Source organism: Kribbella sp. NPDC104218 (assembly GCF_055584105.1).
Genome location: NZ_JBVJMQ010000001.1, coordinates 878,993 through 891,800, shown reverse-complemented (window position 1 = coordinate 891,800; position 12,808 = coordinate 878,993). Strand labels below are relative to the sequence as shown.

Below are 12,808 nucleotides of genomic sequence, written 5' to 3'. Positions count from 1 at the left end.
ATGTCGGCCCTGATGGACACCCTGGTCAAGAAGCCGCTCAACTCGCTGGACCGGCTCGGCGAGCAGCTCGCCTTCTACGTCAAGGCGCTGGCCTGGTCGGGGAAGTCCATCACCCGCTACCGCAAGGAGATCCTGCGGCTGCTGGCCGAGGTGACGCTCGGCACCGGCGCGCTCGCGGTGATCGGCGGCACGGTCGGCGTGATCACGTTCCTGGCCTTCTTCACCGGGACGGAGGTCGGCCTGCAGGGCTACTCCGCGCTGAACCAGATCGGTACATCGGCCTTCGCCGGCTTCGTGTCGGCGTACATCAACACCCGCGAGATCGGCCCGCTGATCGCCGGCATCGCGCTGGCCGCGACCGTCGGCTGCGGTTTCACCGCGCAGCTCGGCGCGATGCGGATCAGCGAGGAGATCGACGCCCTCGAGGTGATGGCGATCCCGTCGCTGCCGTTCCTGGTCACCACCCGGATCATCGCCGGGCTGATCGCGGTGATCCCGCTGTACGTCGTCGGCCTGCTCTCGTCGTACTTCGCCACCCGGCTGACCGTGACCAAGTTCTACGGTCAGAGCACAGGCACGTACGACCATTATTTCCATCTGTTCTTACCACCGGGCGACGTGTTGTGGTCGTTCGGCAAGGTGCTGGTGTTCGCGGTCCTGGTCATCCTCGTGCACTGCTACCACGGCTACCACGCCAGCGGCGGCCCCGCGGGCGTCGGCGTCGCGGTCGGCCGCGCCGTCCGGACGTCGATCGTCGTGATCAACGTGGTCGACCTGCTGCTCTCGATGGCGATCTGGGGCACCACGACCACGGTGAGGCTGGCCGGATGATGATCAACAAACTTCCGCACAAGGCGTACGGCGTCATCTTCATCGGCATGCTGTGTTTCCTGCTCTGGCTGACCTACGCGTTCTACGCGAAGGTCTTCACCGACACCGTCGACATCGAGCTGAAGACCAGTCATATCGGCCTCCAGCTCAACGAGCACGCCGATGTGAAACTGCGCGGCATCATCGTCGGCGAGGTCACCGGCGTCTCCACCGACGGCGAAGAGGCGACGGTCGAGCTGGCGCTGAAACCGGATCAGGTCCAGGAGATCTCGAGTGCGGTCAGCGCGCGGATCCTGCCCAAGACGCTGTTCGGCGAGAAGTACGTCGCGCTCGTCCCGCCGGCCGGCGCCGAAGGCCGGCAGATCCGGGCCGGTGACGTGATCGCCCGGGACAAGACCGCCGTCGGGATCGAGATCGAGAAGGTGCTGAACGACGCCCTCCCGCTGTTGCAGGCCGTCGACCCCGCCGATCTGAACGCCACGCTGAACACGCTGGCCACCGCGCTCGAGGGCCGCGGCGCCGAGATCGCCGGCACGCTGACCCAGCTCGACTCGTACCTGAAGAAGCTGAACCCGAACGTCCCCAAGCTGATGGACGCGCTGACCAAGCTGACCCAGGTCTCCCAGCTGTACGGCGACGCGACGCCCGACCTGGTCCGCGCCCTGCGCAACCTGACCATCACCGGGAACACGGTGGTCGAGAAGGAGCAGCAGCTGCGGCAGTTCTTCACCGACGTCCAGGGCGTCTCCTCGACCGGTAACAACTTCCTCAAGCAGAACGAGGACCGGGTGATCCGGCTCGGCGAGGTGAGCCGCCCGGTGCTCGACCTGCTGGAGCGGTACTCACCCGAGGTGCCGTGTTTCCTCAAGGTGATGACGGACACCGCCCCGATCCTGAACGACACGTTCCGCGACGGCCGGCTGAACATCAACCTCGAGCTGATCACCAACCAGCCGACGCCGTACGAGCCCGACGAGCTGCCCGAGTACTCCGACCGCCGCGGCCCGACCTGCGTCGGCAAGAACTACTCGCACCCGGGGGAGAAGCCGGGACCGTACACCCAGGAGAACCCGGCCCCCTACATCACCGGTGAGGACGGCGTGAAGGGCGCGCACAACAAGGACCAGCGGTTCCCGGTGAACCTGACGCTGAACCGGGCGATTCCCGGGTTCGCGATGGACACCCAGGGCGTCGGGACGCCGGCCGAGCAGAAGATCGTCGACTCGGTGGTGGCCCCGGCGATGGGCCTCCCGGCGAGCGACGTCCCGGATCTGACCACCCTGCTGGTCGGCCCGCTGCTGCGGGGCGGGCAGGTGAACCTCAAATGACCAAACTCCTCGACAAGAAGACCTCGCTGGACATCGTCCGGTTGTCGATCTTCGTCGTGGTGACGACGATCGCGACCGCGCTGCTGGCGGTGACGATCGGCAACATCAGCTTCAACGCGACCACGAAGTACCGGGCCGTGTTCACCGACGCCGTCGGGCTGAACAAGGGCGACGACATCCGGATCGCCGGGGTCAAGGTCGGGCAGGTCGACAAGATCGCCCTCCACCAGGACAAGCTGGCGATGGTGACGTTCAGCATCGACGCCGACCAGGTCGTCGACAACTCGACGCACGCGACGCTGCGCTACCGCAACCTGGTCGGTAACCGCTACGTCGCGCTGACGGACGGCGTCGGCGGCGGCGAGCGGCTGAAGTCGAACGGGCTGATCCCCCAGGAGCGCACGGCGCCCGCGCTGGATCTGTCGGTGCTGTTCAACGGGTTCAAGCCGCTGTTCACCGCGCTCACCCCGGCCGACGTGAACCAGTTCGCGTTCGAGGTGATCAAGGTGCTGCAGGGCGAGGGCGGCACGATCGAGTCGCTGCTGGCCAAGACCGCGTCGCTGACCACCACGCTGGCCGACGCCGATCAGGTGATCGGCGACCTGATCAGCAACCTGACCGGCACACTGCAGATCGTCTCGCAGCGCCAGCAGAACTTCTCCCAGCTCCTGGTCAACCTGCAGCAGTTCATCACCGGCCTGAGCCAGGACATCAACCCGATCCTCAGCTCGCTCGGCTCGATCAACACGCTGAACAACAAGACCGCCGGCCTGCTGCAGCAGACCCGGGTCCCGATCAAGGCCGACCTGGACCGGCTGCGCACGGTCGCGACCACCCTCGACGACACCCAGGGCATCTGGGTGAAGACCCTGCAGAACATGCCGGAGAAGCTGAACACGATGACCGGGACGGCGTCCTACGGTTCCTGGTTCAACTTCTACCTGTGCAACTTCAACGGCAACGTGACGCTCCCGATCGGGACCCGTATCCCGGTGGCCTACGACAACAACTCGGCCAGGTGTAAGAAATGAAGCCCTTCCGCGAGCAGAACCAGGTGACGATCGGCGTCATCGGCCTGACGGTGATCGGGCTGGTCATGCTGGCCGCGTTCAAGGCGCAGGACCTGCCGCTGATCGGCGGCGGGACGAAGTACTCCGCGCAGTTCTCCGAGGCCGGCGGGCTGAAGGCGAACGACGAGATCCGGGTGGCCGGCGTCCGCGTCGGGCAGGTCCGCGGCGTCGAGCTGGAGGGGACGCACGTGCGGGTCGACTTCGTCGTCGACAAGGGCGTGAAACTGGGTGACCAGACCGGCGCCGAGATGAAGATCAAGACGCTGCTCGGCCAGAAGTACCTCAAGCTGAACCCGGCCGGCAGCGGCTCGCTGAAGGCGGGGGCCGAGATCCCGCTCGCGCGGACGGTTTCGGCGTACGACGTCGTGGACGCGTTCTCCGATCTCGCGAACACCACCGAGCGGATCGACACCGCCCAGCTGGCCAAGGCCCTGGACACGCTGTCGACGACCTTCAAGAACACGCCGGACGAGGTGAACGCGTCGCTGACCGGCCTGTCCCGGCTGTCCCGGAGCGTGGCCAAGCGCGACGAGCAGCTGAAGCTGCTGCTGCAGCACTCGAACACGGTCACCAAGGTGCTTGCCGACCGCAACCAGCAGCTGATCAAGCTGATGAAGGACGGCAACACCGTCTTCCAGGCGGTGCAGGCGCGGCGGGCGCTGATCCACCAGCTGCTGGTCTCGACGCAGAAGCTGTCCGCGCAGATCACCGCGCTGGTCCGGGAGAACCGGAAGGACCTGGCCCCGACCCTGCAGAAGGTGAACGCCGTCCTGGCCACCCTGCTGAAGAACCAGAACGACCTGGACGCCAGTATCAAGGGCCTCGCGCCGTTCGTCCGCGTCTTCACCAACACCCTCGGCACCGGCCCCTGGTTCGACACCTACGTGCAGAACCTGGTGCCCGTCCCCGAGGTCCCGCTGCCCCCGATCGATCTCGGCCTGCCGCCGATCCTCGGAGGCCGCTGATGACCAAGATGTCCTCGTTCTCGCGGCTGGTCGCGATCGGCGTCGTCGTGGTGATCCTCGCGGTCAGCGTGATCTCGCTCTGGCCGAACCCGGAGCGGGTGTCGGCGACGGCGTACTTCCCGCGGGCGGTGTCGGTCTACCCGGGCTCCGACGTCCGCATCCTCGGTATCAAGGTCGGCGAGGTGGAGAGCGTCACGCCGGCCGGGCGGTCGGTGCGGGTGAAGTTCTGGTGGGAGGCCAAGCACAAGGTGCCGGCGACCGCCAAGGCCGTCATCGCCGCGCCCTCGATCGTCGCCGACCGGTACGTCCAGCTGACCCCGGCGTACTCCAAGGGCGAGGTGCTCGCCGACGGCGCGCAGATCCCGCTGGAGCGGACGGCGGTGCCGCTGGAGCTCGACCAGATCTACCAGAGCCTGAACGACCTGTCCGTCGCGCTCGGTCCGAAGGGCGCGAACGACCAGGGCGCGCTGTCCCGGCTGCTCGACGTCTCCGCGAAGAACCTGAACGGCCAGGGCGCCAAGCTGAACCGGACGATCACCGACGTCGCCAAGCTGACCGGCACCCTCTCGGGGAACTCGGACAGCCTGTTCGCGACGGTCCGGCAGCTGCAGACGTTCGTGTCGGCGCTCGCGGCCAACGACGCGCTGGTCAAGGAGTTCAACACGAACTTCGCGGCGACGTCGACGACGCTGGCCGGCGAGCGGAAGGACCTGGCCGCCGCGCTCTCACTGCTGGCGACCGCGCTCGGCGAGGTGGCGACCTTCGTCAAGGACAACCGCGCCCTGGTCCGGACGACGATCTCCGGCGCGACCGAGATCTCGCAGATCCTGGTCAAGGAGAAGGCCGCGCTGGCCGAGATCATCGACACCGCGCCGCTCGGCCTGGGCAACCTGGCCCGCGTCTACAACCCGCAGTACGGCACGCTCGACCAGCGGATCAACCTGGCCCAGTTCGACGACCCGTCGTCGTTCATCTGCTCGCTGCTCCTGCAGGTGAACCAGCCGCTCTCGACCTGTTCGCTGCTCAAGCCGGTGCTGGACGCGCTGCCGAAGCTTCCGCTGCTCAGCCAGCTGACCGGCGGCGCCCCGGCCAGCGGCGGCCCAGCCGGGACGCCGTGGGCCCCGGCGCCCGCCGAGAAGCCGGCCAGCCCGGACCCGGTCGATCCGACTCTCGGGGGGCTGGTCCGATGAGACGACGGACGGGATTCGTCGCCGGCGCGCTGGCGCTGACGATGCTGCTGACCGGGTGCGACTTCAGCGTCTACTCGCTGCCGCTGCCCGGCGGCGCCAAGATCAAGGGGCCGTCGTACACGGTCACGGTCGAGTTCGCCGACGTACTGGACCTGGTGCCCAAGTCGACCGTCAAGGTGGACGACGTCACCGTCGGGACGGTCGAGAAGGTCTGGCTGGAGGGGTACACCGCCAAGGTGCGGATCCGGCTGCCGAAGAGCCTCGAGCTGCCCGACAACGAGCGGGCCACGATTCGCCAGACCAGCCTGCTCGGCGAGAAGTTCGTCTCGCTCGCGCCGCCCGCCGGCGCCGAGGAGCCACGCGGCAAACTCGAGAACGGCGAGGTCATCCCGCTGTCCCGGACGACCAGTAACGTCGAGGTCGAAGAGGTCCTGTCCGCGCTGTCGCTGCTGCTGAACGGCGGCGGCGTCGCCCAGCTCCAGATCATCACCCAGGAGCTGAACAAGGCCCTCACCGGCAACGAGCCGGCGATCAAGAGCGTGCTGGACCAGCTGAACACGTTCGTCGGGACGCTCGACCAGAACAAGCAGAAGATCGTCACCGCGATCACCGCCGTCGACGCGCTGGCCAAGAAGCTGAACGCGCAGAAGGCGACGCTGGCGACCGCGATCGACTCGCTGCCGAAGTCCATCGCGACGCTCGACAAGCAGCGGGCCGCGCTGGTCAAGACGCTGCAGGCGCTCTCGACCCTGGGCAGTACGGCGACCCGCGTGATCACCTCCGCGCAGAAGGACCTGGTCGCCAACCTGCAGTCGCTGTACCCGATCCTGACCAAGCTGGCCGAGGCGGGGGAGAACCTGCCGAAGTCGCTCGAGCTGCTCTTCACCTACCCGTTCCCGGACGAGGCCGCGAAGGCCGTCGGCGGCGACTACACGAACCTGGGCATCACCCTGGACGTGAACACCCAGAAGGCGCTCAAGGGTCTGCTCGGCCTCGACCTGCCGACCCTCGGCCCGACCGCGTTGCCGACGCTCGGGCTGAGCATCCCGCTGCACAACCCGACCAAGACCAAGCCCGGGACCAAGCCGACCAAGCCGGCCGCGCCGACGACGACCTGTGTCACCGTCCTGCTGCTGCCGGTCTGCGGCCCGAAACTCAACCGGGCCGGTTTCGATCCCGAGCTCGCCAGGGCCTTGATGCCGGGGGTGGTGAAGTGATCACCAGAGGGGTCCGGATCCAGCTGATGGTGTTCCTGCTGATCACCGTCGTCGGGATCGCGTTCGTCGGCGCGCGGTACGCGCAGAGCGACAAGCTGTTGTTCGACGACGAGTACACGGTCAGCGCGAGTTTCGCGGAGTCCGGCGGGATCTTCGAAGGCGCCGAGGTGACGTACCGCGGCCAGCCGGTCGGCCGGGTCGGTGAGCTGAAGCTGCTGCCGGACGGCGTCCTGGTCGACCTCGAGATCGAGAACAAGACCAAGGTGCCGAACGACCTGCTCGCCGTGGTCGCGAACCGGTCCGCGATCGGCGAGCAGTACGTCGACCTGCAGCCGCGCCGCGACGGCGGCCCGTACCTGAAGGACCACTCCCGGATCGACCGGGAGAACACCGCGATCCCGATCGACACCACCGAGCTGCTGCTGAACCTCGACGAGCTGGTCAACTCCGTCAACCAGGACAGCCTGCGGACGACGGTCAAGGAGCTCGGCCAGGCGCTCAAGGGCCGGGGGACCGACCTGCAGCGGATCATCGACAGCTCCGGCCGGCTGATCGACGACGCGGATGCCAACATCCTGCAGACGATCAAGCTGATCAACGACGGCGACACCGTGCTGGCGACCCAGGTGGCCAGCGGCGACGCGATCAAGACCTGGGCGAAGAACCTCGCGCTGCTGTCCGACACCCTGGTTAGCTCGGACGCGAACCTGCGCAAGGTCGTCGACCAGGGATCGGCCGCGTCGACCCAGCTGACCGGCCTGATTCAGGAGAACCGCGCGGACATCGCCGTCCTGCTCGGTAACCTGCTGACGGTGAACCAACTGACCGCCGTCCGGCTGGATGCCCTCGAGCAGCTGCTCGTGGTCTACCCGGCCGTCTCGATGGGCGGCTACGTCGTCCCCGCCAAGGACCCGGGGACAGGGCACTACGACGCGCACTTCGGGCTCGTGCTCGGGTTCACGCCGCCGGCCTGCCGGGCCGGCTACAAGGGGACCGACTGGCGCGTCCCGCAGGACACCTCGAAACAGGCCGCGAACAACAAGGCGGGCTGTACGGCGTCGCCGTCGTCCGGGGTCAACGTCCGCGGCGCGCAGAACAAGCCCACCCCGTCGTCCCGCTCGGATCGCAACCGCACCGGGTACGGCGTCGGCTACGACCCGGTGACCGGGGCCGCGGGCGGCGCCGGTGGGATGCCCGAGATGATCCTCGGCTCGACCGGCGGACAGCAGGAGCTGCTCGGCAGTGACTCCTGGAAGGCACTCATCCTCGGACCGGTGACCGGTAAGTGATTGCGAAGACCCCTCGGCTCGGCCGGCTGATCGTGGCCTGGGCGCTCAGTGTGCTGCTGGTGATCGCGCTTGCGGGTGCGACGCTGTCGGTGGTCGCGCTGCAGAAGCAGACCCAGGACAAGAGCAACCGGGAGGGCGCGCTGAAGTCCGCCCGGCAGCTCGCGCTGGACTTCACGACGTACAACTTCCAGACCTGGGACGCCGACGCGCAGCGCGTGGTCGACAGTTCGACCGGGCAGTTCAAACAGGAGTTCCAGGCCGGGGCCGGCGCGGTGAAGACCGATGTCGTGGCCAACAAGGCGACCTCGAAGGGCGACGTGAAGGAGGCCGGGCTGGTGTCCGGTGACAAGGACTCCGCCGAGGTCCTGGTGATCGTGAACGCACTCGTCACCAACACGGCCTCGACCGCGGGCGTCGAGCGGCGCTACCGGATCAAGCTGGACATGGTCCGCGAGCAGGACCGCTGGCTGACCGCCGACCTGCAGGTGGTGGGCTGATGCCGGACCGTCCCCGCAACCGGCCGCGGATCGCCGGGCAACGGCGGAGCCCGGTCGACGTACCGGCCGAGGCCGTCGACGAGCCGGTCGAGACGCGAGTCCAGGATGTGACCCCAGTCACCTCAGAGGTCCAGGACGACGTCCCGGCCGTGCCGGAAACGGCTAAGACAGTCACTGACAGTGATGAAAAGCGCCCGATCGGCGGGGTGCTGTTCGCGCTGCTCGGCGTCCTGATCGTGCTCGTGCTGACCGTCGCGGCGGTGCTCGGGGTGCAGGCCTGGCAGGGCAAGCAGGCCGAGGACGCTCGCGGTGAGGCCGCGGCGGCCGGGCGGAAGGCGGCCGAGACCGCGCTCGGCTACGACTACCGGACGCTCGACAAGAGTTTCGCGGACGCACGGGCGACGATGACCCCGGAGTTCGCCGGGAAGTTCGACGAGACGGCCAAGGTGGCCGGCGAGCTGGCCGCGAAGACCAAGGCGACGGTCAAGGCTGAGGTGCGCGAGGTCGGCGTCCGCGACGGCGACGCGGACCGGGTGACGCTGATCATCTTCGTCAACCAGACCACCACCAGTACCGTCACGCAGGGTAAACCCCGGGTGGATCTGAACCGGACCCGCTTCACGATGGTCCGAAAAGACGGCCGATGGCTGGTCCAGGAGATCGCCGGACTGTAGTCTCTTTGTGACTCCACACCAGGAGGGCGCCGGCAGTCTCGTGGGTGATCTACCCACTGGAGACACCGGGTCGGTCCTTGACGGAGAGGGGGGTCCGAAGGCAAACTATCGGACCCCATTGGACAGGTTTGCCCGTATCGGGTAGCCTATTGCTTTGCGCTGCCTTTCTCCCACCTCGGCTCATGTCTCGACTTGACTGGGGTGGCTTGGCGTGCGCACCCAGCACCGATGTTTGCGAGCCCGTGGAAGGACGCCCCTTGGTCGCCTCGCGCAACCCCCAGTCCGACAGCATCTCCGAAGTTTCCGGCTCTCCCCGCCGCATCTCTTTCGCAAAGATCTCCGAGCCTCTCGAGGTTCCGGATCTGCTTGCGCTGCAGGTGGACAGTTTCGACTGGCTGGTCGGCAACGAAACGTGGCAGGCCCGGGTGGCCGCCGCCGAGGCCGAAGGGCGGACCGACCTGTCCGGCCCGAGCGGCCTGGAAGAGATCTTCGAGGAGATCTCCCCGATCGAGGACTTCAGCGGCACCATGTCGCTGTCGTTCCGCGACCACCGCTTCGAGCCCCCGAAGAACACGGTCGACGAGTGCAAGGAGCGCGACGTCACGTACTCCGCGCCGTTGTTCGTCACGGCCGAGTTCATGAACAACGAGACCGGCGAGATCAAGAGCCAGACCGTCTTCATGGGCGACTTCCCGCTGATGACGCGCAAGGGCACCTTCGTCATCAACGGCACCGAGCGCGTCGTCGTGTCGCAGCTCGTCCGCTCGCCCGGCGTGTACTTCGAGCGCACGCCGGACAAGACGTCGGACAAGGACATCTTCACCGCCAAGGTGATCCCGTCGCGCGGCGCGTGGCTGGAGTTCGAGGTCGACAAGCGCGACATGGTCGGCGTTCGCCTCGACCGGAAGCGCAAGCAGAACGTCACCGTCCTGCTGAAGGCCCTGGGCTGGACGGACGCGCAGATCCTCGAGGAGTTCGGCGACTACGAGTCGATCCGCCTCACCCTGGAGAAGGACCACACCTCCGGGCAGGACGACGCGCTGCTGGACATCTACCGCAAGCTGCGTCCGGGTGAACCGCCGACGCGCGAGGCCGCGCAGGCGCTGCTGGAGAACTACTACTTCAACGGCAAGCGCTACGACCTGGCCAAGGTCGGCCGCTACAAGATCAACAAGAAGCTCGGCCGCGACGAGGCGCACGACACCGCGGTGCTGACGATCGACGACATCGTCGCCACGATCAAGTACCTGGTCGCGCTGCACGAGGGCAAGACCGAGCTGCCGGCCCCGATCGGCGAGATCGTCGTCGAAGAGGACGACATCGACCACTTCGGCAACCGCCGGCTGCGGACGGTGGGCGAGCTGATCCAGAACCAGCTGCGCACCGGCCTGGCCCGGATGGAGCGCGTGGTCCGGGAGCGGATGACGACCCAGGACGTCGAGGCGATCACGCCGCAGACCCTGATCAACATCCGTCCGGTGGTCGCGGCCCTGAAGGAGTTCTTCGGGACGTCGCAGCTGTCGCAGTTCATGGACCAGACCAACCCGGTCGCCGGTCTGACCCACAAGCGGCGCCTGAACGCGCTCGGCCCCGGTGGTCTGAGCCGTGAGCGGGCCGGCTTCGAGGTCCGCGACGTGCACCCGTCCCACTACGGCCGGATGTGCCCGATCGAGACCCCGGAAGGCCCGAACATCGGTCTGATCGGCTCGCTCGCGTCGTACGGCCGGGTGAACCCGTTCGGTTTCGTCGAGACCCCGTACCGCAAGGTCGTCGAGGGCCTCGTCACCGACCAGGTCGACTACCTGACCGCCGACGAGGAGGACCGGTTCGTCATCGCGCAGGCCAACGCCGCGCTGACCGACGACAACCGGCTCGCCGAGGACCGCGTGCTGGTCCGTCGCCGGCACGGTGAGGTCGAGCTCGCGCTCGTCGCGGACGTGGACTACATGGACGTCTCCCCGCGCCAGATGGTGTCGGTCGCGACGGCCCTGATCCCGTTCCTCGAGCACGACGACGCCAACCGCGCGCTGATGGGCTCCAACATGCAGCGCCAGGCGGTGCCGCTGATCACCTCGGACGCGCCGCTGGTCGGCACCGGGATGGAGTTCCGCGGTGCGGTCGACGCGGGTGACGTGGTCGTCTCCGACAAGGCCGGCGTGGTCAAGGAGGTCTCGGCCGATCTGATCGAGATCGCCGCCGACGACGGCACGTACCAGACCTACCGGCTGGCGAAGTTCCGCCGCTCGAACCAGGGCACCTGCATCAACCAGCGCCCGCTGGTGGACGCCGGGCAGCGGGTCGAGGTCGGCTCGCCGCTGGCCGACGGCCCGTGCACCGACGAAGGGGAGATGGCCCTCGGCCGGAACCTGCTCGTCGCGTTCATGCCGTGGGAGGGTCACAACTACGAAGACGCGATCATCTTGTCCCAGCGCGTCGTCCAGCAGGACCTGCTGACCTCGATCCACATCGAGGAGCACGAGGTCGACGCTCGCGACACCAAGCTGGGCCCGGAGGAGATCACCCGGGACATCCCGAACGTCTCCGACGAGATGCTCGCGGACCTGGACGAGCGCGGCATCATCCGGATCGGCGCCGAGGTCACCACCGGTGACATCCTGGTCGGCAAGGTGACGCCGAAGGGCGAGACCGAGCTGACCCCGGAGGAGCGGCTGCTGCGCGCGATCTTCGGTGAGAAGGCCCGTGAGGTCCGCGACACCTCGCTGAAGGTTCCGCACGGCGAGAACGGCACCGTCATCGGCGTCCGCGTCTTCGACCGCGACAACGGCGACGAGCTGCCGCCGGGCGTCAACCAGCTGGTCCGCGTCTACGTGGCCCAGAAGCGCAAGATCTCCGTCGGCGACAAGCTCGCCGGACGCCACGGCAACAAGGGCGTCATCTCGAAGATCCTGCCGGTCGAGGACATGCCGTTCATGGCCGACGGCACCCAGGTCGACATCATCCTGAACCCGCTGGGCGTGCCCGGCCGGATGAACGTCGGTCAGGTGCTCGAGACCCACCTCGGCTGGGTCGCCAGCCGCGGCTGGGAGGTCGACCCGGACAGCCAGGAGGAGTGGGCGCAGCGGCTGATCAAGATCGGCGCGGGGTCCGCGCCGGCGATGACGAACGTCGCCACCCCGGTCTTCGACGGCGCCCGCGAGGAGGAGGTCACCGGCCTGCTCAGCTCGACGCTGCCGAACCGCGACGGCGACCGGATGGTCGACGGCACCGGTAAGGCCCGGCTGTTCGACGGCCGCTCGGGTGAGCCGTTCCCGGAGCCGGTCGGCGTCGGCTACATGTACATGCTGAAGCTGCACCACCTGGTGGACGACAAGATCCACGCCCGCTCGACCGGTCCGTACTCGATGATCACGCAGCAGCCGCTGGGTGGTAAGGCGCAGTTCGGTGGTCAGCGGTTCGGCGAGATGGAGGTGTGGGCCCTCGAGGCCTACGGCGCCGCCTTCGCGCTGCAGGAGCTGCTGACGATCAAGTCGGACGATGTGGTCGGTCGCGTGAAGGTCTACGAAGCGATCGTCAAGGGCGAGAACATCCCGGAGCCGGGTATCCCGGAGTCCTTCAAGGTTCTGGTCAAGGAAATGCAGTCTCTGTGTCTGAATGTCGAGGTCCTCTCGTCCGACGGAAGCCGGGTCGAGATGCGCGACAGCGAAGAGGACGTCTTCCGCGCTGCGGAGGAACTGGGTATCGACCTGTCCCGGCGGGAGCCGAACAGCGTCGAAGAGGTCTGAGCGG

The 12,808-nt window shown here is 67.6% G+C and carries 10 protein-coding genes; all 10 read left to right on the top strand.

Annotated features, from left to right (window positions below; genetic code table 11):
• The 10 genes from ACZ6ZD_RS04190 to rpoB all read left to right on the top strand — a co-directional run bounded on the left by ACZ6ZD_RS04190 (nucleotide 1) and on the right by rpoB (nucleotide 12,804).
• Nucleotides 1-831 (top strand): MlaE family ABC transporter permease, encoded by an 831-nt coding sequence (locus ACZ6ZD_RS04190; protein WP_171674873.1) that lies wholly within the window; start codon nucleotides 1-3, stop codon nucleotides 829-831.
• Entirely contained in the window at nucleotides 828-2,159 is a 1,332-nt protein-coding gene (locus tag ACZ6ZD_RS04185; protein ID WP_465668170.1) for an MCE family protein, read from the top strand. Before ACZ6ZD_RS04190 ends, ACZ6ZD_RS04185 begins: the two co-directional genes overlap by 4 nt.
• The gene (locus ACZ6ZD_RS04180) at nucleotides 2,156-3,190 is read left to right on the top strand and encodes an MCE family protein (protein WP_465668168.1); all 1,035 of its coding nucleotides are present in this window, start codon (nucleotides 2,156-2,158) and stop codon (nucleotides 3,188-3,190) included. Before ACZ6ZD_RS04185 ends, ACZ6ZD_RS04180 begins: the two co-directional genes overlap by 4 nt.
• Complete coding sequence (locus ACZ6ZD_RS04175) at nucleotides 3,187-4,194, top strand: MCE family protein (RefSeq protein WP_465668167.1); 1,008 nt, start codon at nucleotides 3,187-3,189, stop codon at nucleotides 4,192-4,194. The genes ACZ6ZD_RS04180 and ACZ6ZD_RS04175 overlap by 4 nt, the downstream gene beginning before the upstream one ends.
• Nucleotides 4,194-5,384 carry an MCE family protein gene (locus ACZ6ZD_RS04170; protein WP_465668165.1) on the top strand — a complete coding sequence of 397 codons (1,191 nt, stop codon included), beginning with the start codon at nucleotides 4,194-4,196 and terminating at the stop codon, nucleotides 5,382-5,384. The genes ACZ6ZD_RS04175 and ACZ6ZD_RS04170 overlap by 1 nt, the downstream gene beginning before the upstream one ends.
• Nucleotides 5,381-6,601: an MCE family protein gene (locus ACZ6ZD_RS04165; RefSeq protein ID WP_465668163.1), complete on the top strand. Its 1,221-nt coding sequence runs from the start codon at nucleotides 5,381-5,383 to the stop codon at nucleotides 6,599-6,601. The genes ACZ6ZD_RS04170 and ACZ6ZD_RS04165 overlap by 4 nt, the downstream gene beginning before the upstream one ends.
• On the top strand, nucleotides 6,598-7,890 hold the full coding sequence (locus ACZ6ZD_RS04160; protein ID WP_465668161.1) for an MCE family protein: 1,293 nt from the start codon (nucleotides 6,598-6,600) through the stop codon (nucleotides 7,888-7,890). Before ACZ6ZD_RS04165 ends, ACZ6ZD_RS04160 begins: the two co-directional genes overlap by 4 nt.
• Nucleotides 7,887-8,387 carry a hypothetical protein gene (locus ACZ6ZD_RS04155; RefSeq protein WP_465668160.1) on the top strand — a complete coding sequence of 167 codons (501 nt, stop codon included), beginning with the start codon at nucleotides 7,887-7,889 and terminating at the stop codon, nucleotides 8,385-8,387. Before ACZ6ZD_RS04160 ends, ACZ6ZD_RS04155 begins: the two co-directional genes overlap by 4 nt.
• Nucleotides 8,387-9,061, top strand: coding sequence for a hypothetical protein (locus ACZ6ZD_RS04150; protein WP_465668158.1), 675 nt, complete (start codon nucleotides 8,387-8,389; stop codon nucleotides 9,059-9,061). Before ACZ6ZD_RS04155 ends, ACZ6ZD_RS04150 begins: the two co-directional genes overlap by 1 nt.
• A 257-nt stretch (nucleotides 9,062-9,318) precedes the next feature.
• Nucleotides 9,319-12,804 carry a DNA-directed RNA polymerase subunit beta gene (gene rpoB / locus ACZ6ZD_RS04145; protein ID WP_465668156.1) on the top strand — a complete coding sequence of 1,162 codons (3,486 nt, stop codon included), beginning with the start codon at nucleotides 9,319-9,321 and terminating at the stop codon, nucleotides 12,802-12,804.
• Nucleotides 12,805-12,808 lie beyond the last annotated feature (4 nt).